The 23,411-nt window shown below is 69.4% G+C and carries 11 protein-coding genes; 3 read left to right on the plus strand and 8 right to left on the minus strand.

Translation table 11 applies throughout. The features are described from left to right. The first annotated feature begins 4 nt into the window (after positions 1 to 4). Positions 5 to 721, plus strand: a complete 717-nt coding sequence (locus tag P3H15_RS25170; protein WP_276139717.1) for a M50 family metallopeptidase — start codon at positions 5 to 7, stop codon at positions 719 to 721. On the opposite strand, the gene P3H15_RS25175 is transcribed toward P3H15_RS25170, so the two are convergent. From P3H15_RS25175 to P3H15_RS25195, 5 genes are all read right to left on the minus strand, one after another. Beyond that, a complete protein-coding gene (locus tag P3H15_RS25175) occupies positions 656 to 15,331 on the minus strand; it encodes a non-ribosomal peptide synthetase (protein ID WP_276139718.1) in 14,676 nt (4,891 codons plus the stop codon). The two genes, P3H15_RS25170 and P3H15_RS25175, sit on opposite strands and share 66 nt — an antisense overlap. Before the next feature lie 136 nt (positions 15,332 to 15,467). Further along, on the minus strand, positions 15,468 to 16,475 hold the full coding sequence (locus P3H15_RS25180) for an NAD(P)H-dependent glycerol-3-phosphate dehydrogenase (protein ID WP_276139719.1): 1,008 nt from the start codon (positions 16,473 to 16,475) through the stop codon (positions 15,468 to 15,470). 10 nt (positions 16,476 to 16,485) lie between these two features. After that, positions 16,486 to 17,823, minus strand: coding sequence for an HNH endonuclease signature motif containing protein (locus tag P3H15_RS25185; protein ID WP_276139730.1), 1,338 nt, complete (start codon positions 17,821 to 17,823; stop codon positions 16,486 to 16,488). A gap of 328 nt (positions 17,824 to 18,151) precedes the next feature. Further along, positions 18,152 to 19,492: a helicase-associated domain-containing protein gene (locus P3H15_RS25190; protein ID WP_276139720.1), complete on the minus strand. Its 1,341-nt coding sequence runs from the start codon at positions 19,490 to 19,492 to the stop codon at positions 18,152 to 18,154. Positions 19,493 to 19,506: 14 nt separating this feature from the next. Then, positions 19,507 to 19,815, minus strand: a complete 309-nt coding sequence (locus P3H15_RS25195) for a calcium-binding protein (protein ID WP_276139721.1) — start codon at positions 19,813 to 19,815, stop codon at positions 19,507 to 19,509. Positions 19,816 to 19,954: 139 nt separating this feature from the next. Between P3H15_RS25195 and P3H15_RS25200 the strand changes: the two genes are divergently transcribed. Next, complete coding sequence (locus P3H15_RS25200) at positions 19,955 to 20,116, plus strand: hypothetical protein (protein ID WP_276139722.1); 162 nt, start codon at positions 19,955 to 19,957, stop codon at positions 20,114 to 20,116. Positions 20,117 to 20,132: 16 nt separating this feature from the next. On the opposite strand, the gene P3H15_RS25205 is transcribed toward P3H15_RS25200, so the two are convergent. The 3 genes from P3H15_RS25205 to P3H15_RS25215 all read right to left on the minus strand — a co-directional run bounded on the left by P3H15_RS25205 (position 20,133) and on the right by P3H15_RS25215 (position 23,085). After that, positions 20,133 to 21,491 (minus strand): MFS transporter, encoded by a 1,359-nt coding sequence (locus P3H15_RS25205; RefSeq protein WP_276139723.1) that lies wholly within the window; start codon positions 21,489 to 21,491, stop codon positions 20,133 to 20,135. Positions 21,492 to 21,541: 50 nt separating this feature from the next. Beyond that, positions 21,542 to 21,928 carry a carboxymuconolactone decarboxylase family protein gene (locus P3H15_RS25210; RefSeq protein WP_276139724.1) on the minus strand — a complete coding sequence of 129 codons (387 nt, stop codon included), beginning with the start codon at positions 21,926 to 21,928 and terminating at the stop codon, positions 21,542 to 21,544. A 152-nt stretch (positions 21,929 to 22,080) separates the two neighbouring features. Further along, positions 22,081 to 23,085 (minus strand): AraC family transcriptional regulator, encoded by a 1,005-nt coding sequence (locus tag P3H15_RS25215; RefSeq protein WP_276139725.1) that lies wholly within the window; start codon positions 23,083 to 23,085, stop codon positions 22,081 to 22,083. A gap of 159 nt (positions 23,086 to 23,244) precedes the next feature. Between P3H15_RS25215 and P3H15_RS25220 the strand changes: the two genes are divergently transcribed. After that, a partial coding sequence (locus P3H15_RS25220) for a 3-keto-5-aminohexanoate cleavage protein (RefSeq protein WP_276139731.1) occupies positions 23,245 to 23,411 on the plus strand: 167 nt, incomplete at its 3' end.

Consider the following 23,411-nt stretch of genomic DNA (forward strand, 5'->3'; position numbering starts at 1 on the left):
GCCGATGAATGGACTTCACTCGTTGTGGGAGCGCATGAGCGCCGTCAGCCCCGCGCCGGCTCCCTGGATCGTTCAGGTCACGGCGGTGGTGGCCGTGATACTCGTCCTCGAACCACATGCCTGGCGAATCACCCGCAATGTGGTGACCATCGTGCACGAGGGTGCGCACCTGGTGGTCGCCCTGTTGTTCGGTCGCACGTTGAAGGGGGTGCGGCTGCACTCGGACACGTCGGGTGTGGCCATCTCGTCCGGTAAACCGACCGGGATCGGCGTGGTCCTCATGACGTTCGCCGGCTACGTGGGCCCCGCCGTTCTGGGTCTCGGCGCGGCCTGGGTGCTGGGCACCCAGCACGCGGTCGCTGTGCTGTGGATCGGTGTCGTGGCTCTCGCGGCCATGCTGATCCTCGTCCGGAACCTGTACGGATTGTTCTCCCTCACGGTGGTCGGGGCGCTGCTGTTCGGGCTCGTGTGGTTCGGCACGCAGGACCAGCAGGTGGGGGCGGCCTATCTGATCACGCTGTTCATGCTCGTCGCCGCCCCGCGGCCGGTCCTGGAACTGCAGCGTCAACGCGCCCGCGGCGCGGCCCCGGAGTCGGACGCGGATCAACTGGCGCGGCTCACCCACGTTCCCGGCATCGTGTGGGTGGGATTGTCCCTACTCGTCACGCTGAGCTGTCTGGCGCTGGGTGGCTGGTGGATTCTCCGTCCCGTCGGCGGCTGAGGCGCCGTCGAGGTAGCCGGCCAGGATCGGTCCGATGACGGCCAGCGCCTCCGGGCCGGTCATCTGTGCGTGCGGGCGGTCGACGGTGTGGGCGATCACGTCCCCGCCGATCCACGGGCGCCACGTCGCGAACGCGGCCGTGGGCCGGGAGCCGTCGCCGGCCGCGCCGAAGAACAGCAGGCTGCCGTCGAAGTGCCCGGGCACGAAGTCGGCGGCGGCGTCGATAACGTCGACGTAGTCCTCGTACAACCGGGCCAACTGTTCCGGACCCAGCTGTTCCGATGCGCCGCCCCCGAATTCCGCGAGCAGTTCCGGCAGTGTCGGTACCGGGGTGTCCCGCTCCGCCGACGCGTAGCTGTCGATCATCGCGAGCACGCCGACGTCCTCGCCGCACGAGCGCAACTCGACCGCCATCGCGTGCGCGATCACGCCGCCCACCGAGTACCCGAGCAGGTGGTACGGCCCCCGCGGCTGCACGCGGCGGATCTCCTGCACGTAGCGGGCAGCGCGGTCCGTGATCGTCGTGAACCGGTCGCCGCCCTCGGTCACGGCGGGGGATTGCACACCCCAGACCGCGCGATCGGGGCGCAGATGGGCGGTCAATCCCGAATAGCACCAGGCCAACCCGACGGCCGGATGGATGCAGAACAGCGGCTCCCGTTCGCCGTCCGCCCGCAGCGGCAGCAGCACCTCGAGTGCCGCGGAGACGTCGGAGGCCGCGGCGAAACTCGACGAGATCCGTGCGGCGATGCTCTCCGCGGTCGCGTCGGTGAAGAACCAGTCGAGGCGGACCTCGACGTGCGTCGAGGTGTGCAGCCGCGACGCCGCCCTGGTCGCGGACAACGAATTGCCGCCCAGCTCGAAGAAATTGTCGTCCAGCCCCACCAGCCCGGTGCCCAGCACGTCCGCGAACACCGCGGTGACCAGTTTCTCGGTGCGGGTCGTCGGAGGACGGAACCGATGCGCGCGTGGCACACCCGGATCGGGGAGCGCCCGCCGATCCAACTTGCCGTGGGGTGTCGACGGCAGTGCCTCCAGCACCACGATCTGGTTGGGCACCATGTACCGGGGCAGTCGCTGCGCCAGTTCCGCCGACACGGCACGGGTGTCCACGTCCGCACCCGGACGCGGCACGACGTAGCCGACCAGCCGGGATCCCGTGGCCGGGGATTCGTAGACGGCCGCCGCGGACTGCGCGACGGCGGTGTTGCGGCGCAACGCCGTCTCGATCTCCTCGAGTTCGACGCGCTGACCCCGGATCTTCACCTGGAGGTCCCGCCGGCCGAGGTAGTGGATCGTGCCGTCGCGCCGGCGACGGACTACGTCGCCGGTCCGGTACATCCGCTGACCGGGCGGTCCCCACGGATTCGCCGGGAACCGGGAGGCCGTCGTTCCCGGCTGCCCGAGATACCCACGGGCCAACTGGGCGCCCGACAGGTAGAGCTCACCGGGAACGCCGGCAGGCACCGGATGCAGCCGCGAATCCAGCACGAGTGCACCGACACCGTTCTGCGGCACACCGATCGGGACGGTCGTATCGATACTCTCGACGACTGTGCGGGTCACGGCAACGGCCGTCTCGGTCGGACCGTACTCGTTGTAGAGCACCGTGCCCGGGCACCGGGCGTGGACACTGTGCGCGGTGTCCGGCGGCAGGACCTCGCCGCCGCAGGACACCTGCCGCAGTGACGTGAGATTCGCGTCGGGGATCGCGAGGATCTCGGCCAGCATCAGCGGAAGGAAGTATCCGGCGGTCACCCGGTGCCGTCCGATCAGCTCGGCGAGATGCCGGGGGTCGCGGTGGCCGTCCGGGCGGGCGATCACCAGCCGCGCACCGGCGATCAGCGGCCACCAGAATTCGCGGACCGAGGCGTCGAACGTGTACTGCAGCTTGAGCATCACCGTGTCGCCGGCGCCGAGCGGGTCCGTGTCCTGCCGCCAGGTCAGGAAGCTCACGACGGCCGCATGGGTCACGACGACCCCCTTGGGTGTGCCCGTCGATCCCGACGTGTGGATCACGTACGCGGGGTTCTGCGCCCTCAGGGGAGCGGTCCGGTCGCGGTCGGAAATCGGCGACGGATCGACCCCGGACAGGTCCACCCGGTCGACGACGACGAGCCGTGTGTCCGCAGGCAGGACGTCGGCGAGGTCGAACCGATCGCGTTCGGTGGTGAGGACGACCCGCGCGTCCGAGGCGCGGATGATCTGGGCATTGCGCTGCGCCGGCTGGTCGGGGTCGATCGGCACGTACGCCGCGCCCGCTTTCGCGACGGCGTACATTGCGACGAGGAGGTCGGCGGAGCGGCGAATCGCCAATCCCACCAGAGACTCCGGGCCGACACGAGCGTCGATCAGGTGGCGGGCGAGCCGATTGATCTGACGGTCGAGTGCACCGTAGGTGAGCACGCGGTCGCCGGCGACGACCGCTTCGGCGTCCGGCGACGTGGCGACGTGCCGCTCGAACAGATCGACGAGTGTCTCACCGGAGGACGGCGCCGCGTCGGGGACATCCGGGTCCGGATCGACGAGGGCGAGGTCGCCGACAGCCCGATGCGGGTGCGCGACAGCCTCGCTCAACGTCCGGAGGAAACGTTCCCCCAGATCGACGACCGTGTGATGGTCGAACAGGTCGGTGGCGTAGGTGAACACGGCCGTGCGCCGGGTGCGTTCCGTCGACGGGCCGGGATCCGCGGTCACGGTGAGTTGCAGGTCGAATCGGGCCGACCGGGTGGGGGGAGTCGTCGCCGACACCCGCAGTCCGGGCAGGGTGAGCGGGGTGTGGTCGAGGTTCTGGAACGCCAGGGCCACCTGGAACAGGGGATTGCGGGCGCGGGACCGGGTGGGGTCGAGCGCCTCGACCACGGTCTCGAACGGGACGGTGGAGTGCGCGAACGCGTCGAGGTCGTCCTCCCGCACCCGGCCGAGCAGATCGGCGAAGCTTTCCGCCGGACTCACCTCCGTGCGCAGCACCAGGTTGTTGACGAACATGCCCACCAGTTCGTCCAGCGCCTGATCCCCGCGCCCGGCGACGGGGGTGCCGATCACGATGTCCGTGGACCCGCTCAGCTTCGCGAGCAGCACGGCGAACACTGCGTGCACCACCATGAACGGGGTGACGGCGCACGTCGACGCGGTGTGCTCGACGGCGCGGTAGAGAGCGTCGTCGAGCGCGAAGTCCACGGTGCCGCCGCGGTGCGACGCGATGGCCGGATGTGGGCGGTCGGTGGGCAGCGACAACTGTTCCGGCGCATCGGACAACGTGTCCTTCCAGTACGACAGTTCCCGCGCCGCGACGGACCGCGGATCGTCGCTCTCGCCCAGTAGCTCGTGCTGCCACAGGGTGTAGTCCGTGTACTGGACGGGCAGTGGGGCCCACCGCGGCGCCTCGCCCGCGACCCGCGCCTCGTAGGCGGTCATCAGATCGCGGACGAGCAGCGGCACCGAGAACCCGTCCGCGCTGATGTGATGGACCATGACGGCGAGCACCCACTCGTCGGTGGCGAGAGCGAACAGTCGGGCGCGGATCGGCGGTTCGGCGCCCAGCGTGAAACCCTGCGACGCGAACGTCGCGACCCGTGCGGCGACGTCGCCCCTGGCCACGGATATCGGCCGGAGGGATGGGGTGGCCCGCGACACCGGGACCACCTGCTGGTACGCGACGCCGTCACTGTCCGGGTACAGGGTGCGCAGCGGTTCGTGCCTGCCGACTACATCGGCCACGGCCGCGGTGAGGGCGGCGACGTCGAGTGTTCCGCCGAGCCGCAGCGCCATCGGGATGGTGTATTCGGGGGAGCCGGGTACGAGGCGGGCGAGGAACCACAGTCGTTGCTGCGCAGGCGACAGCGGCACGCGGGGCGGGCGCGGGCGCAGGGTCAGGGGCACATGCGCCGCGCCGTCGGTCTGCTCGGCGACGGCCGCCGCGAGTGCGGAGACGGTCGGGGTGTCGAACACCGCGCGCACCGGCACCGACGTCTCCAGCGCGGCACCGATCCGGGACACGGCGCGTGTCGCGGACAGCGACGTGCCACCGAGGGCGAAGAAGTTCTCGTCGCGTCCCACGAGGTCGAGCCCGAGGACCTCGGCGAACGCTGTCGCCACCACCCGCTCGGCGGGTGTGTGCGGGGCGTCGAAGTCGGTTGCCGCCGGAACGGGGTCGGGCAGCGCCGAGCGGTCCAGTTTCCCGTTGACGGTGAGCGGCACGGCGTCCACCACGACCACGATCGCGGGTACCAGCGGTGCGGGCAGGCGCGTCGACGCACAGCGGATCAGCTGATCCGGATCGACCGTCTCGCCCCGCTCCGGGAGTACGTACGAGACGAGTGCGTCGACACCGTCGCGCAGTTCGCGCACATCCGTCGCCGCGAACCGCACGCCCGGGTGGGTGAGGAGGGTCGCATCGATCTCGCCGAGTTCGATTCGCACACCACGCAGTTCGATCTGGGCGTCGTTGCGGTACAGATACTCGATCGACCCGTCCCGGCGCCACCGGCCCACGTCGCCGGTCCGGTACATCCGTTCCCCGGCATCACCGAACGGGCAGGCGACGAACCGCGCGGCGGTGAGCGCGGGCCTGCGATGGTAGCCGCGCGCGACGCCCGGACCGCAGATGTAGAGTTCGCCGGCCACCCCCGTCGGAACCGGGTGCAGACGCGCATCCAGCAGAACTACCGCGGCGCCGCGGACCGGGCGGCCGACGGTGACCGGCTGATCGGCCACCAACGGGTCGCTGATGGTCGTCATCACCGTCGTCTCGGTCGGACCGTATCCGTTGAACAGCGACAGGTGCCGTTGCGGCGCCCAGGCCGTCACGAGGTCCGGCGGGCAGGGTTCGCCGCCCACCACGACCACCTGCAGGTCGTGCAGGCCGCGGGGGTCGACCGTCGCGAGAACCGTCGGCGTGGTGAACATGTGGCTGACCCGCTCACCGGCCAGCACGTCCGTGAGCGGATCGTCGCCCTGCACCGTCGGAGGTGTGAGCACCATGCACGCGCCCGCACCGAGAGCGAGCAGAATCTCCAGCACCGCGCCGTCGAAGCCGGGGGACGACGCATGCAGTGTCCGCGAGGCCGCCGTCACCGCGTAGCGCTCCCGCTGTTCCGCCGTGAAATCGGCGAGACCGGTGTGAGTCACCGTCACGCCCTTGGGGTTTCCCGTCGAACCGGACGTGTATATCACGTACGCCGGGTGACGCACCTCCAGCGGCCGCCTGCGTTCGGCATCGACGATCGGGGCGGACGAGCAACCGCGACATTCGGTTCGGAAGTCCGGGGCGTCGAGCAGCAGCCAGTCCGTCCCGTCCGGCAGGGTCGCGCGGTCGGCGACGGTGGTCAGCCCGAGCGCGGCGCCGGAGTCGCCCAGCAGGTACTCGATCCGCGCGGCGGGGTAGCGCGGGTCCACGGGCACGAACGCGGCCCCCGTCTTCGCGACGGCCCACACCGAGACGACGGACAGCGCCGAGCGCGGCAGCGCGAGAGCGACGATCGTCTCGGGTCCCGCCCCGTGCCGCATCAGCGCGCGGGCGAGACGATTCGACGCGGTATCCAGTTCGCGGTACGTCATGGTCCGGCCGTCCGCCGTCAGCGCCGGACCCTCCGGATTCCGTTCCGCGGCCGCCGACATCAGGTCGGGCAGCGTCCGCTGGGGCAATGACGCGGGACCTTCGTGCCGTGCCTGTTTCTCCTCGCGGTCGAGGATGTCGATGTCGCCGATCACGACAGTCGGGTGTGCGAGCGCGGCCTGCAGAACCCGCCGGAACCGGTCCGCGAACCCGGAAACGGTGGCCTCGTCGAACAGGTCGGTGGCGTAGGTGAAGACGCAGGAGAGGGGTCCGGGGCCGCCCCGATCGTCGAGCGATTCGGAGACGGTGAGCTGGAGGTCGAATTTCGCCGTGTGCGTGTCGATCTCGACGACGGCGGCCGCGACCTCCGGCAGATCGACCACGACCGGTGCCGTGTTGTGATAGGCGAGCGCCAGCTGGAACAGCGGATTGCGACCGCGCGACCGCTCCGGCGCAACCGCCTCCACGATCTCCTCGAACGAGACGTCCGAGTGCGAGTACGCCGCGAGGTCGACGTCCCGCACGCAGGCGAGGGTGCCGGCGAACGAATCGTGGAGTGCGAGGTTCGTCCGCAACACCAGCGTGTTGACGAACATCCCGACGAGGTCGTCGAGTGCGCGCGGCCCGCGCCCCGCGATCGGAGTGCCGATCACGACGTCCGCGGTGCCGCCGAGTCTGGCCGCGAGAACGGCCAGCGCCGTGTGCACGACCATGAACGGAGTGGCGTCGTGGGTGCGCGCGAGGGCACGAATCTGCCGGTGCGTCTCCGCGTCGAGGGTGAACGCGACGTCGGCGCCGCGGTGCGTCGCGACCGGCGGGCGGGGACGGTCGAACGGCAGGGTGAGCAGTTCGGGCATCCCGGACAGGGTCTGTGTCCAGTACGCCAGACCCGGTTGCCGGTCCCGCAGTTCACGCTGCCAGAGGGCGTAGTCGGCGTAACGGACCGGCAGTGGCGTCCACACCGGTGTGCCACCCTGCACCCGCGCGCGGTACGCCGCCATCACGTCCCGGGCGAGCGGCCCCAGCGAGAACCCGTCGGCACTGATGTGATGGACGACGAGGGCGAGCACCCACTCGCCGGCACCGACCGTGAGAAGTTCGGCGCGTACCGGGGGTTCGGCGGTGAGGTCGAATCCCGCCGACAGCAGTTCCCGCACCCGGCCGTCCGGGTGCGCCGTCTTCCGCACCGTGCACGGCGGCACGGCGGTCGCGGGGAGAACGTGCTGGCACGGGATCCCGTCGTGCTCGGGATAGACGGTGCGCAGGGGTTCGTGGCGATCGATCACATCGCGCACGGCCGCACACAATGCCGTTTCGTCCACGGTGCCGGTGAGGCGGAGCACGACGGGAATGCTGTCGGTGGCCGAGAGTCCGTCGAGCCGGTTCAGGAACCACAGGCGTTGCTGGGCGAGGGACAGCGGTACGTGGGCGGCCGGGGCGCGGGCGACCAGCGGAGCCTGCGCGGTCTCGTGTGCGCGGTCCGCGAGATACGCCGACAGTTCCGCGACCGTCGGGTGGTCGAACAGGGCGCGGAGGTCGACGGTGGTTCCCAGCGCCGCTCCGACGCGGGCGGCGGCCTGCGCCGCGGTCAGCGAGTTTCCCCCGGCGGCGAAGAAGTTGTCGTACCGTCCCACGGATGCGGTGCCGGTCACCTCCGCGAACACGAACGCGATCACGTCCTCGGTGGGGGTGGCCGGCGGATCGGACGCAGGCCGCGCGGGCCCCGGTTCCGGCAGGGCGGCGCGATCGAGCTTTCCGCTGGACGTGACGGGCAGTTCGGGAAGCGGAACGAAGGCGGACGGAATCATGTAGGCCGGGAGCAGTCCGGCGAGACGGCCGGTGATCCGCCGCTCGTCCGGCGGTGCACCGTCTGCGGCCACGACGTACGCGATCAGCCGGTCTCCGGCGTCCCGGTCGCGGTGCACGGTGACCGCCGCTCGGGTCACCGCCGGGTCGGACGTCAACGCGGTTTCGATCTCGCCCGGTTCGATGCGCTGGCCGCGGAGTTTGATCTGGAAGTCGGTGCGCCCGAGATACTCGAGCCCGCCCGCCTCGTTCCACCGCACCACGTCGCCGGTGCGATACATCCGTCCGCCCGTTCCGCCGAACGGTTCGGCGACGAAGCGTTCGGCGGTCAGGTCGGGGCGTCCGGCGTAACCGCGCGCCAGGTGCGCACCGGCAAGGTACAACTCGCCGCTCGTCCCGACCGGCACCGGTCGCAGCCGGCGGTCGAGCACATACGTACGTACGTTGTGGACGGGACCGCCGAGGGAGACCACCGCGCCGATCTCGTTGCCGTCGACCGACTCCGACGTCGCCACCGCGGCCTCGCACGGGCCGTACCAGTTGTACAGCGCAGCCGCACTGCGTTCCGCGAATCGTGCTGCCGTCCCTGCGGACAGCGACTCGCCCGCCGAATACACGCGACGAACAGTCGAGGGCACCTGCGGCCCGCACTGCGCCAGGAAGGTGTCGAGCATCGACGGAACGACGTGGAGCGTCGTGATCGACCGCTGCGCGACGGTCCGCGCCAGATAGCCGGGGTCCTGGTGTCCGCCGGGTTCGGCGACCACCACCCGTGCGCCGGTGTGCAAGGGCCAGAGCAGTTCCCACGCGGAGATGTCGAACGTGAGCGGGGTCTTGTGCAGCACCGCATCGGTGCCGTCGAGCGGCGTCAGCATCTGTGCCCACCGAAACTGATTGACCATCATCTCGTGCGTCACCGTCACGCCCTTGGGTCGTCCCGTGGAGCCGGAGGTGTAGATGACGTACGCGGCGTTCGCCGGCCGCAACGGTGCACGTCTCTCGGAATCCGAGACCGGACGGGGGTCGTACCCGGTGACGTCCAGCCGGTCGAGGTCCACGACGGCGACTCCGTCCGGGACCGTGCCGCTCCCGGCGCCGGACGTGAGAACCAGTGCTGCCGAGTCGAGCACGAGGGCGGTGCGTCCGAGCGGGTGCCCGGGATCCACGGGCAGATACGCGCCGCCGGCCTTCAGCACCGCGTGCAGCGCGACGAGAAGCCGAATCGAACGGGGAACCGCCACCCCGACGACGCTTTCCGGTCCGACGCCCCTCGCCACGAGATACCGGGCCAGCCGGTTCACCCGTGCGTCGAACTCCGTGTACGTCAACCGATCCGCGCCGAACTCCACCGCCACGGCACCGGGTGAGCGCTCGACCTGCGCGTCGAACAGATCCACCAGGGTGGCCGAGGGCACCGCTGCGTCCGTCGCATTCCAGGTGCGCAGCACCCGCTCCCGCTCCGCCGCACCGAGAAGGTCGAGGCTGCCGAGGGCGACGTGCGGATCCCTGCCCACGCAGTCGAGCACGCGGCCGACCCGTGCGAGCAGGGCCGCGCCGTCGTAGCGCGGTGACCGGCATTTCGCCGTCAGCCGCAGGGTCGGGGCCGCCGTCACCGCGAGCGTCACGGCGTAGTGCGAGGCGTCGTGTGCGCGAACGCCGTCCAGGATCAGACCGTCCGTGGGTTCCGGCAGCGCGGTGCGATCCACGGGGTACGACTCGAACGCGACCAGCGTGTCGAACAGCGGCGCGACCCCGACAGCCCGCTGAATGTCTGCGAGACCCAGCCAGTGGTGTTCGAGCAGGTGAACGTGCTCGGCCTGCAGGCGGGTGAGCAGCGCGGCGACGTCGATGCCGGGATCGAGGGGGATCCGCACGGGGACGGTGTTGACGAACAATCCCACCGCGCTCTCCACGCCGGCGAGTTCAGGGGGCCTGCCGGAGACGGCCTCCCCGATCACGACGTCGTCGCGTCCGGTCGCTTGCCCGAGGACGATTCCCCAGGCCGCCTGGACGACAGTGCTCAGCGTGACTCCGAGTTCGCTCGCGCGGGCCGTCAGTGTGCGGGTGTCCTCCTCGCTCAGTTCCAGCACCGACTCGGACGTGGTGGGGGTGTCATCCGCCGGCGCGGCCGGCTCGGTGATGCCGTCGAGCGCCGCGGCCCACGCCCGCGCCGAGGCGTCGGTGTCCCGCGCCGCGAGCCACTCCAGGAAGTCGCGATAGGGGCTCGAATCCGGTCGCTCGGTGCGGGAGTCACCGCCTCGGTAGGCGGTGAAGAGTTCACGCACCAACAGTGGCATGGACCAGCCGTCCAGCACGATGTGGTGGGCGGTGATCACCAGTTCGGCACGGTCAGGACCCTGCGACAGCAGCGTGAACCGAATCAGCGGTGGGGCCGACACGTCGAAGCGGGTGGCGCGGTCGTCGAGCAGGATCTCCTCGGCGTCGCGGTCGGTGACGTCGACCTGCCGCCACCGCAGCGGCACGTCCCCGAGTACGAGTTGCACCGGGACGCCGCGACCGTCGCGCACGAACGCGGTGCGCAGATTCGCGTGCCCCGCGAGGACGGCGCTGCACGCGCTTCGGAGTCGGTCTTCATCGAGGGTTCCGGACAGGCTCAGGATCACCTGCATCGCGTAGGGATCGCCCTCCGCGCCTGCGAGCGCCGCGTGGAACAGCAACCCCGACTGCAACGGTGTCAGCGGCCACACGTCGAGCAGACCCGGACGGTCGCGTTCCCATTCCACGATGTCCTCGCGGTCCACGGCGACCAGCGGCAGATCTGACGGCGTGAGCCCACTCGTGTGTGGAGAACGCGCCACCGCGACGAGGGCTGTCAGCGCCTGCTCCCACAGATCGGCCAGAGCCCGTACGTCCTCTGCCGCAATCGCACCCGCCGGGAAGGCGAACGTGGCGTCGAGGGCGCCGTGGGTGGTGAACGCGGTGATGTCGATCAGCGCTGTGACCGGCATCGACGGTTCGGCGGAGGAGAACACGGCGGCGCCGTCCCGCACCGGCCGCCAATCATGCTCGGAATCAGTGTTGTCGAGCCGTCCGAGGTAATTGAACGCGATCTGGCCGGTCTCGTCTCCCGGACGCCGCAGCAGGCCGTAACCGATGCCCTTGTCGGGCACCGCACGCAACTGTTCCTTGACCACCGTGACGGCGGTGCCGGCGTCGTCCAGGTCGAGGTCCCCCAGGTCGAGGCGGATCGGAAAAATACTGGTGAACCACCCGACGGTGCGGGACAGATCGGCGCCGGGCAGCACCGCCTCCTCGCGGCCGTGGCCCTCGAGCCGGATCGTCGGCACCGTGGCCGGTCGGCCGCGGTGGCGTTGCCACTGCGCGAGGGCGAGGGCGAGGGCGGTGAGGAGTGCGTCGTTGACCTCGCAGCGGAAGGCGGCCGGAACGTCGGTGAGGAGCGAGTGCGTTGCCGATGTTCTCGTGTGAATCCGGTCCACCGTCGAATTCACGTCACGTCGTGGGTCGAGTGGCCGGGTGCCGAGCGGCGGCTCCTCGACCGACGTCGTGGCTCGCCAGAAGTGCAGTTCGGACCTGCGGCCGGGGCGCTGCGCCTCCTCGGCCAGTCCGTGCGACCACCGGCGCAGGGACGTGCCGACAGGAGGAAGGCTGGGCGACGCTCCCGCTTCGAGTTGCGTCCACACGTCGGCGAGGTCGCCGATCAGGATCCGCCACGACACCCCGTCGATCACCAGGTGATGCGCGACGAAGAGCAGCCGCCCACGACGGGTGGTGTCTTCCGGTCCGGGATCGAGCCAGACGCACTGCATCATCACGCCCGCAACCGGATTCAACCGCCGGACCGCCGCCTCGTGCTCGTCCCGCGTCCGCTGCGCGGGGTCCGCGTCGGCGGGTAGCGTGACCCGCGTGATCGTGCCGTCCGGCAGCGGTGCGCCGGCCGGGCTCACCGTGAGGAATGCCGTCCCGTCGGAGTGGCGTCCGAGGCGCGCCCGCAGCGCGTCGTGCCGATCGACGACGGCGCCGATCACCGTGTGCAGTGTCTGCGCGTCCACACCCCGCGGCAATTCCACCACCACAGCCTGGGCGTACCGGTCGACGACCCCGACGCGGTCGAAGAGGAACCGGGCTGCCGGGGGGAGTGGCATCTCGCCGATCCCGCCGCCGGGGAGTTCCTCGAGGGTCGGCCCGCTTCGGTCGTCGCCGGCGACGCCGCTGAGCCGGGACACTGTCCGCTGCTCGAACACGTCGCGCGGGGTGAACGAGATTCCGGCGCTCCGCGCCCGGGCGGCCAGTTGAATCGCCATGATGCTGTCGCCGCCGAGCGCGAAGAACGACTCGTCCACACCGAAATCGGACGTCCCGAGGATGTCGGCGTAGAGGGCGTGGAGCGTCCGTTCCCGGGCTCCCTCGGGAGCGAGGTTGGTAGCCGACCGGGCGTGCGGCTCGGGAAGGGCAGCGCGATCCAGCTTGCCGGACGGGGTCAGCGGAAGGTGGGGGAGCACGACGACGTCGGCAGGCACGAGATGCGGGGGCAGCTCGGCGGTGAGGAACGACAGCAACTCCCGCTCCGTCACGGCGTCGGCGCCCACGTACGACACGAGCTGATCACCGGTGGCCTGCGAGCGAATCACGGTGACGGCGAACCGAACCGCCGGATGCCGGCGGAGCGTGGCGTCGATCTCCCCGGGTTCGACGCGCAGGCCCCGGAGGTTCACCTGCGCGTCGCTGCGGCCGAGATACTCGAGTTCGTGGTCGCGGGTCCAGCGGACCGTGTCGCCGGTGCGGTACATGCGGGTACCCGGCGGTCCGTACGGATCGGCGACGAACCGTTCCGACGTCTGACGGGCCCTGCGGTGATACCCGCGGGCGAGGGCCGGTCCCGCGACGTACAGTTCGCCGACCACGCCGACGGGGACCGGGCGGAGCCGGTGGTCGAGGACCACCACCCTCGCGCCGTCGATCGGCCGGCCGACGGTGACCGGTGCGGAGTCGCGGAGGGGACCGCTGACGGTCGCCATGACGGTGGTCTCCGCCGGGCCGTAGGCGTCGATCATCCGGCACCGGGACGCCCACCGCGACACCAGTTCCGGTGGGCACGCCTCCCCGGCGACGACCAGCGTGCGCAGACCTTCGACGTCGGCGGGCTCCATCGATGCCAGCACCGACGGGGTGAGTACCGCGTGGGTGACTGTTTCGGCGGTCATCAGCTGCGCCAGCGGGGATCCGCCGTATGCCGCGGGCGGGGCGACGACCAGTGCGGCACCGGAACCGAAGGCCGTCAGCATCTCGAAGACCGAGGCGTCGAAACTCGGCGACGCGACGTGCAGAACCCTCGCCGACCGGTCGAGGCAGAGTCGGGTGCGCTGCGCGGAGACCAGATTCGCGATCCCGCGGTGCGTGACCACCACCCCCTTGGGGGCGCCGGTCGACCCGGACGTGTAGATGAGATACGCGGCGTCGTCGAGTCGTGTTGCCGGCGTGCCGAAACCGGGACTTCCGGAGCGGGCTGCCTCGTCGAGCAGCAGCCATTCGGTGCCGTCCGGCAACGTGGAGACGAACTCCGCGGAGGTCACCCCGATTGCCGCGCGGGAGTCGTCGAGCATGTGCCGAACACGCGGCGCCGGGTACGTCGGGTCCACCGGCAGGAAAGCGGCACCCGTCTTCGCGACGGCCCAGACCGCGCAGAGACAATCGAAGGACCGTGGGAACGCCAGCGCCACGACGTCGCCGGACCCGACACCGAACCGTGCCAGCTCCCCAGCGATCCGGTCCGACCGCTCGTCGAGTTCCCGGTAGGTGACCTCCCAGCCGGCGTCGACGACGGCCGTCGCATCCGGGTCCCGGGCGGCAGCAGCGCGGAACACGTCGGCGAGAGTGACCGGCACATTGTCCGGCGGTCCGGGGCAGGGGACCAGCGCCGCGGTTTCGTCCTCCGTGAGGACGGGGAGATCACCGATCGGGTGCGCGGTCTCGGCGTCGAGGAACTGCTGGAAGTACCGCAGGAATCTCGTGTGGTGACCGTCCAGTTCGTCCTGCGAATACAGTCGCGGATTCGCCTTGAAGTCGAGATGCACGCGTCCGCGTGGACCGGAGCGGTACAGGTTCACCAGCAGGTCCTCGATCGGACCCGAAGACAGCACGTGCAATTGACTCCGCAGGGAACCGAGTTCGAGTTCCTCCGGAAACAGCATGATGTTGACGGCCGGACCGAACAGCCGCGGCCCGGACAGCGCGTCTCCCAGATCGGCGCGGATGTCCTCGTGCCGGTACCGCTGATGCCGCAGGGCACCCGACATCACGAGACGCGTGCGGACTACCAGATCACCGACGGTCGCCGTCCCCGCACCCGGGATCCGCAGCGGCACAATATTGGACACCATCCCGCCGGACCGGCGCAGCGCCGCCGTCGTGCGAGCCGACACCGGCAGGCTGAGCGTGACGTCGTCCTGGCCGGTCATGCGCGCCAGAAAGCCGGCGACCGCGCAGACCGTGAGTGTCGCAGGATTGACCCCGTGCGCCGCCGCGCATTTCTCCAGCCGATCGACCAGTTCGGTGGACAATATTCCGCTGACGTCCCGGGAACCGGCGGCCGCAGGCGCGGGGCCGCGCGCGAGGGTGCTCGGGCGGGTGACGCCACGCATCGTGTCGGTCCAGTACTCCCGGTCGGCGTCCCGGCGGGTCGAGTCGCGGTAGTCGATCTCGAGGTCGTGAATGCGTCGCAGGCCGAGGGTCCTGCTCGCGGGCGGCGGCAGTCCGTGCACCGCGGCCGTGTAGAGCGCGGCGATCCGGTAGACCAGCGTGATGGACCCGAAACCGTCCATCGCGACGTGGTGGGCGCGCGAATACCAGAAGTAGTGGTCGTGCCCGACATGGAGAACGTACGAGACGGTCAGGCGGTCATGCCGGACGTCGATCGGTTCGGCGGACTCGGCGCGCATCCACGCGTGCGCCGAAGTCTCGGGGTCCGGAACGTCGCGGAAGTCGACGTAGCCGACGGTCGCGTCGAGGCTCGGGTCCACCCATTGCCGCGGTTCCCCGCCGACCTCGGTGATCTGCAGGAAGAACGACTCGAACTCGGCGGCAGCGCGAGCACACGCCGACGTGAGAGCGCTACGGTTCAGCGCGCCGCGGATGTCGACGTACTGGGCGACCGACACGGGAACGGCAGGGTCGACGCGCTGCGCGAGCCACATCCCCATCTGTGCGGGCGACAGCGGATAGGCGCGCGCCGGCGAGTCTCCGGGACCAGTCGGGGTCGGTGAACTCATCGCTGACTTCTCTCACGCATCCGTCCCCGCACGACGCTGCTCGCTGGGGGTGCCTCCCTTCAGGAGTCTGCCCCAGTTTTCTAGGAGATTGCTTAGAAACGTCTAGATAGTGCTACTTCCGGTTGCAGTTGTGCGATCACGCCACCTCGTCCTCACTGCCGGCAGCGACTTTCCGCAGGCCACGGTAGGCGCCCTCCGGAGTCTGCCGCCCCGCGACCACCGCCTCGACCTCCGCGGCGATGGGCATGTCCACGTTGTAGTCGCGGGCCAACTCCATCACGGTGGGGGCGGTCTTGACGCCCTCGGCCACCTGCCCCAGCTTGGCGACAGCCTCCTCGACGGTCATGCCGCGGGCAATGAACTCGCCCACCCGCCGGTTGCGGGAACTCGGGCTCATGCACGTGGCGATCAGGTCGCCGACCCCGGTGAGCCCGGCGAACGTCCGTGGGTTCGCACCCATCGCTTCACCCAGCCGTGTCATCTCGGCCAGCCCGCGTGCGAGGACCATCGCGCGCGTGTTGTCGCCGACATCCAGCCCGTCGGCCATCCCCGACGCGATGGCCACGATGTTCTTCAGCACACCGCCGAGTTCGCAGCCCAGCACATCGGTGTTCCGGTACACGCGGAACACCGCCGACGCGAACAACGGCTGCAACGCGGTCGCGACCCGCACGTCCTGGGTGGCGACGACCGACGCCGCCGCAAGTCCGTCGACGATCTCCCGCGCAATATTGGGGCCCGCGAGAAGCCCGACCGGATGCCCCGGCAAGCACGCGGCGATCACCTCGGTGGGCCGCAACCGTGTTCCCGGCTCCAGCCCCTTCGCCAGCGACAAGACCGGCACCCACGCCCGCACCTCGTTGGCGATCTGAGTGAGCGTGCTGCGGACCGCGTGCGACGGCACCCCGACCACGAGAACGTCGGCTTCCTGCGCCGCTTCCACCAGGTCGGCTGTCGAGCGCATGGAGTCGGGGAGTGCTCGCTCGCCGAGGTAGCGGGAGTTGCGATGCTCGGTGTTGATCTCGTCCGCGGTATCCGAACTCCGCGCCCACAGCAGGGTCGGTGTGTTGTGGGCGGCGAGACCGGCCACCGTCGTTCCCCACGAACCGGCGCCGAGCACGACGACGCGCACCGGCCGCGCCATTACCGATCACTCATCGAATTGATGCTGTCCATGGTCTCAAGCGTGGCACTTGTGAAGCGTTCACGAAGCTGATTCGGCAAGTCCCGGCGGTCGGGAGTGGTGGTGCCGCCGAGCGGTAGTGGTGCCCGGTCGGGGTGCCGAGGTCGATGAGGTGGGTGCGGCCGGGGCGGCATATCGGGCGGGCCGTCCAACCGTCGCCTTCCTTCGCGTAGTTGCAGGCCTCGCAGAGGCCGGATCCGTTGCGAACACTGGTCTCACCAGACCTCCGCCGTGAGCGGATGTGGTCGTGGTGTCGGATCGGCGCATCACACCACGGGGTGCGGCACGTCTGATCTCGCAGATCGATCAGCTTTCGCAGGCTTTTCGGGAACGTTCGAGATTGCGATTCCATCGCCGTCAACGACCCTGACTGCGGGCACGAATACACGCGCTGCAACGACGTCTCGGTGTCACCGTCGAGGGCGTCGGCCACCAGCTGTCGCGCGATCCCGGCCGGCACCGGCCCGAACCCCTGAAGCTGCGCCGCCTCGTGACCGCCTGCCAGCAGTGTCTCGTCCGAGAGCACCAGGTTCACCGTCACCGGCACACCCGACGCCGCCGACGCTCCGGTGCCGCGTTCGAACAACAGGTCCACCATCAGCTGATTGCGGGTGCGGCCACCACTCTCGCCGGTCGCGATGAGACTGTCCGCATCCCGACCCAGCGTGGCCTGCAAGCAGACCGCCTGCTCCACCGGCATCAGCGCACTCAGATAGGCCATCGAATCCGGGGCAGGCCTTGTCGTGACCCGACGCTCGGACACTGCCTTGCGATGTCGCCGGACGACCGAGGCGGCGTCGAGTTCGACCGCCAGGGCTTTGGCCCGCGCGATCAGACCGCGGTCGCCGACTCCGTCGAGTGTGGCTGGGTCCGAACACAACCGGCGATCCACGACAGCCCGATCGTCCGCGGACAGGCAGGCTGTTTCCCGCACGAGTAGGGTGGCGCGCCACTCGTTCAGCCGCCCGGTTTGCAGCATCGCCAGCGTATGCGGCATCTCGTGCACCAGCGCCTGCGCGAACCCCAGATGCCGCCCACCGCGGTTTGGAGACTCCCTGCGCGCCAACGCAATCTGTGATGCGATACCCCGACCCCACTCGGATCGCGGAAGTTTCCGAGCCCTGCGGTCCGCACGGATACTCGTCGCGACATCGTCGGTGATCGCCGCCTGCACCGCGCACCCGACCGATTTCAACGTCTCGATCGCATCGAGCAGGTCGATGCCCAACCCCGGATCCCCACTCGCCGCTTCGGCGCATTGCAGTCGCGCCGTGAATGCGCGCAATTCCTCGAGAAGCACTGCCCCCACAACCAACCTCCCCCAAGGCAATTCGAATATACATTTCGATCGTAGCTGTAGGCGCGAGGCGGGGCAATACCTGAATCGGAGGCGCATTCCCCCTGCCCGGAACACCGAGGGCGGTCATCCGGGTCAAGGGCGGGGTCATTTTCCGCAACGGTGCCGACGAGGAATGCGAGAACAAGGGCTCCGACATGTACTGCAACCAATTTCGGATTCCGCTTCGTCCACATCGACTCCGTCCACATCGACTGGATCTACTACCAGCGGATTCGGCCACCGGTCGTGCTCGAGGGTCGCCGCCCGGTCCTGTGTGTCGCGGTGTTGACGTCTTCGGTCAGGGGGTGTTCGGCGCGGGCAGGGCGTAGCCGAGTTTGTGTAGGGCCCTGCGGAACTTCGGTTCGTGTTCGACGGGGACCGCGAAGTGGCGGTCCCCGATCGGCCGGCACAGTGTGCGGAGTGCGCGGTCGCGGGTGATGAGCGCAGCGAGTGCGGCATCGGTGCATTCGATCACCCGGGCGTGGCCGTGGTCGGTGAGCTGGGTGGCTCGGCGGGTGACGTCGTCGATGACGGTCCGCAGCGTGCCGGGCAGCTCATGGTCGGTGCGCGCGGCGAGGAAGGTAGTGAGGTCCGCGAGGTGGCGGCCACCGTCGATCGCGGCCAGCAGGCTCGCGGCGGAGAGGGCCCAGACCCGGTCCGCGGTGTGCTCGGCGTAGCCGGACAGCAGTAGCTGATCGCCGGGGGACAGGGTTCCAGTGGCGACGATGTCGAGGTTGGGCAGGACCTTCAGAACCCGGGGTGGAGGGTTGTCGGCGGGCGGCTGGTAGGTGTCGGTCAGGCCCAGGGTGTAGCCGCCCAGGGCGGTGAGCCGGATCGCCTGCAATCCGTCATACCTGCTCAGCGCGTCCAGGTCGTCACCGCCCCAGTTGGCGTGGAAGTCCGACCGTGCGCCGGTGGGGTGGAGGTAGTCGAGGTCGAGCAGGCCCAGCGTGCCGGCGTACTCGAACAGCACCGCCATCGTGTAGCGGCCCTCGAGGATCTCCCACCGGTGGTAACCGTCGTAGCCGAGGCTGCCGTACTGCGGGTCGACGAGATAGAGCTTCCACAGCGCGCGCTCGCTGCGTGCGACGTTGGGGCTCATGCCTTTCCGTCGCATTGCCGTGAACAGTGAATCAATGCCGATCCACTCTCCGGGTGGGCAGACGGCCAAAGCCGCAGCGACGGTCTGCCGGCGGGTCCGGGCCGAGGTGAGGACGTTGTGTGCGCGCTGACCCTTGATCTGTTCGATTCGGCTGAACTCGTCGATCACCGCGTGGGTGAGCCAGCGCCGCCACAGTTGGGAGATGGATTCGGCGGCCGGCCGACGCAGGGCGGTACGGCCCTTCGGGGTCAGCCGCAGGCGCCCGCTCACGATCGTAGCGAGCCCACCGGCCTGGATGATCAGCGGCCACGCGAACGACGCGATCGGGTCGTCGAGGTAGAAGTCGCCGTGCGCGAGCTGTGAGCCCACGGCAGCGACCGTCGCCGCGGAGGGGCGGTGCGTCTTCTCGCTGCACCGCAATTCACCGGCCGCGCAGAGGTTCAGCACCGTGTGCAGATTCGACATGGCCTCCTGTTCGGTCATTCGTATCCGGTGTTCCCCGGTCGCGCTCGGGGGTGCGGTGTCGCCGGTGTTCATGCTCGTGTCCTCACCTATCTCAGCCAGTGGCGGTATGCCTCGATCCACTCGGCACCGTCGGGTGGAGGTGCCGGCAACGGCAGGTCGAGGATTAGGATGCGCTGTCGTGACCGGCCGCGGGTGCAGATCGCCACGATGTGGTCGTCGGTCAGGTCGATGCCGGACACGGTGACCTGGGCACCGAGCACACGGGTGTGGAACGGCAGGTCGAGGTGCTCGTCGAGCATGGTGTAGAAGCCGGTGACGCATTCGCTGTCGTTGTAGCAGTCGATCGTCGCCTCCGCGACCATGGCCTCCAGAGCGCCGCGGTTGGGTGATCTCACGGCGACGAGGATAGCCCGAAGCAACCCGGAGTCGGACCCGGCTCCTCTCCGAGGTCCATCAGATCGCGGTGACGCCGTCCTGTGGCTGTATTCGATGCAGGCGGTGGCGTGGTGGTCGGATCACCGCCCGCAGTGGTAGGTGCTGGCGAGCCGGCTGCGCCCGGAGTTGGTGCGGGTCGAACCGCTCGCGCTCGATCACCCCGCGATCGCCGACGCGGCGAAGGCCCTCCAGCGCACCGTCGAGGTGTACGACAACTCGGCAAGTCCCGGCAGCGGCTGCCACCGGGACTTGCCGAGTTGATGTGGTCCGGCGAAACCTAGACCTTGGCCGCCGCGGCGGCACTCTGCGCCGCGAGCTTCGCGAGCCCGGCCGGGTACATCCGCTTGCCGAGGAACAGGGCGACGATCGCCAGCACGTACACCAGCGGTGCCAGCTGCAGTGCGCCGAGCAGGCCGAGGCGGTCGGCGAGGATGCCGATGACGAAGGGGCCGGTGGCCAGGCCGAGGACGTTGTTGGTCACGGTCAGGCTGCCGAGGGCCGAGGCCCGCACCGACTGGTGGGTCAAACCCGCCACCATGGCGGCGGTGGGGCCGGACGAGCCGGCAGCGAAGAAGGCGCCGATGCCCAGCAGAATCAGCTGGTACGCACCGGTTTCCAGCTGGAATGCGATTCCGAGCGAGGCCAGCGAGATCGTGCAGTAGGTGATCGCGCTGGTCCACTTCGCGGCCGCGTTGCTGCGGCCGACCCGGTCTGTGATCATGCCGCAGACGATCATGCCGATGGCGATCAGCAACACGAACCCCGACGCGACGGTGCCGGCCTTGTCCGGGGCCATGCCGTAGTAGCGGTTGAAGTAGCTCGGGGCCCAGGCGAGCAGCACGGCCGCGTTGAACATCTGCAGTCCGCCGCCGAGGTAGGCGCACCACACGGTCGGGTTGGTGAACAGTGTCGACACCGGCACGCGGATCGCGGGTTCGTCGGGGCGGGCGGATTCGGCGGTGTCGTCGGTCGCGGCGTGCTCGGCCAGGCGGCGTTCGGTGACAATCGTGCGGAATGCCAGGACCAGGATGAGTCCGAGGACCGCCATCGCGGCGAACGACCAGCGCCAGCTCAGGTGCACGGCGATGACGGCGCCGAGCGAGACGCCGACGACCGAGCCGAAGGAACCGCCGGCCATGAACGCGCCGCTGAGTGTGGAGTGGACGCGTGGCGCGAAGACGCTGAGAACCACGGCGATTCCGACACTTCCGTACGCGGCCTCGCCGACACCGACGAGGAAGCGCGCGGCGAGCATCTGCTCGTAGCTCGAGGCGATCGCGCACAGCAGGGTCGCGACACTCCACAGCGTGGCCATCAGCACCAGGGACTTCACGCGCCCCCATCGGTCGGCCAGCAGGGACAGCGGGAGGGTGAGCAGCCCGACCATCAGCGCGACGATGCTGGTGAGGGATGCGAGCTGGGAATCCGTCAGTGCCCAGTCGGCCTTCAGGAACGGGAAGACCGCACTGAGAACCTGGCGGGACATGTAGTCGGACAGCAGCAACGCGAACGCGAGGGCGAAAACGAGCCAGGGGTAGAACGAGGAGCGTCGGGTGCGGTGGTCGGCGGTCGGCACGGAACTCGACGGGGCGGCGACTGCGATCTCGAGTTCGGACGTGGTGGGATTCGGTCCCATGGATGCTCCTGAGGGTGCGGATGGAGAGGGAGAGAGTGTGGGAGCGGCGTTCAGGGTGCCGGGCGCCGGGACTCGTACGCGTCGAGTTCCTCCGCGAGGATCGGCACGCCGAGATTGCAGGCGTGGATCCCGAGGACGCTCACCATCTCGAGGACGGTGAGGATCTCCTCCTTGGACACACCGAGTTCGAGTGCGGCCCGGATGTGCCTGCGCACTCCCGGCGCGTACATGTGGGTGGCGGCGGCATCGATGGCAATGCTGAGCAGTTCGACGAACTCGGGCGTGAACACCCCACGCTGCACGGGAGTGGCGTTCATGGCCATGAACTGCTCGGTCCACTCCGGATCCCACTGGGACAAGGTGTCCCACAGAGGATTCCAGCTTCCCGCACTCTTCATTCGGTCGAGTGTCGGGGTGGGTATCGGCTCAGCGGTCATGGCGGCTCGTTTCACGGAGAACGAATCGGGTGTGATGCGGGCTACGACCCGACCCGATAGTGGCCTGCATCACGCTACGTGGCCGGTGGGGTGATTAGTTGCCCCTACGGGACGGAATTCTTTGCATTTCGGGACATCGGTCGCACGGCCACCTATCCCGCGGTGTGTTTGCGCCACTCGCGAGGACTCATGCCGAACTGCTGATGGAACCACCGGGAGAAACTGCTCGGCGTCGAGAAGCCGAGCATCTCGGAGATTTCCGTCAACGAGTAACGCCGCCCGGTGACCATGCGTTTCGCGAGTTCGGCGCGGGTGGAATCGAGGACCGAGGTGAAGGTCTCTCCCGATTTCGCGAGGTGCCGATGCACCGTCCGGCGGTCGACGCCGAGGCTGCGGGCGACCTGCTCGATCGAGCAGCGCCCGCTCGGCAGCAGCAGTTCGACGAGTTCGCGCACGCGATTGGTGAGGGTGGGTTCCTCCGGTGCGGTGAGCGTGTCGAGGATCTGTTGCGCATAGGACCGCAGCAGCGGGTCGGACAATCTGTTCGGCTCGTCCAGATCGCCTGTATAGACGAGGATTCCGGAGTACTCGCCGTCGAAGTGGAGTGGCGCGCCGAAAACCTGCCGGTGCGTGGAGTCGTCGGCCGGACGTCCGTGTTCGAAGCTGACGGACACCGGATGCCACCGCTCGCCCAGCAGTTGCCGCAACAGCTGGTGGGTCACCGCGACCGCCAGTTCGACGGACTGCCGGACCGGCACGGGTTCGCCGAGATCGAAGCTGATGCGGATCGTGGCCAGGCCGTCGCGCTCCGACAGCCGGATGTGCAGCGCCTCGTTGTACGTGTGCTGGAAGCGGATCAGCATCCGGAGTGCGCTTCGCGCGTCGGGCTCGTCCCGGATGCCGACGCTCAGTGGGCCGAGGGTGGACAGGCGCCGCCGCTCGGCCAGCTTCAGCGCGAAGTCCTGGCGACCCGACGTTGCGGCGGACAACTCCAGCAGACGGGCGACCGACGACGCGGGCACCCAGCGGTCCTGCAGGTCCAGCCCGGCCGGGTCGAGTCCGACGCTCGTCAGCAGCGTCACCGGGTCGAGCGACAGTGTGCGGCTCAGTTCGACGAAGCCGGTCAACGCGGCATACCGGGCGAGGGGCTTGGCCATTCGCGTCACCTTCCGTCGCAGGCGTCCCCTCGGCCGGGTGTCCCGAACGGGAAACAAATATGTCCCGTCAGGGTAAGTCTGGATCGCATCCCGTGGCTACCGTTATGTCAGCTGAGTCACAGTCCCGCCGTCCGCAATCTTTTCGAACGGAGAACACCCATGCATTTCCACGACGACGCCCTCTTCCCCGAGAACCAGGAGAAGCTGGTCATCACGTGTGCCCCGTACGGTCCGGAGTGGGAGCCGGACGACTTCCGCGAGGACCTGCCGTTGACGATGGACGAGCACGTGCAGAAGGCGGTGGACTGCTACGAGGCCGGCGCCAC

The organism is Rhodococcus sp. T2V (genome assembly GCF_029269925.1).
Classification (GTDB): domain Bacteria; phylum Actinomycetota; class Actinomycetes; order Mycobacteriales; family Mycobacteriaceae; genus Rhodococcus_F; species Rhodococcus_F koreensis.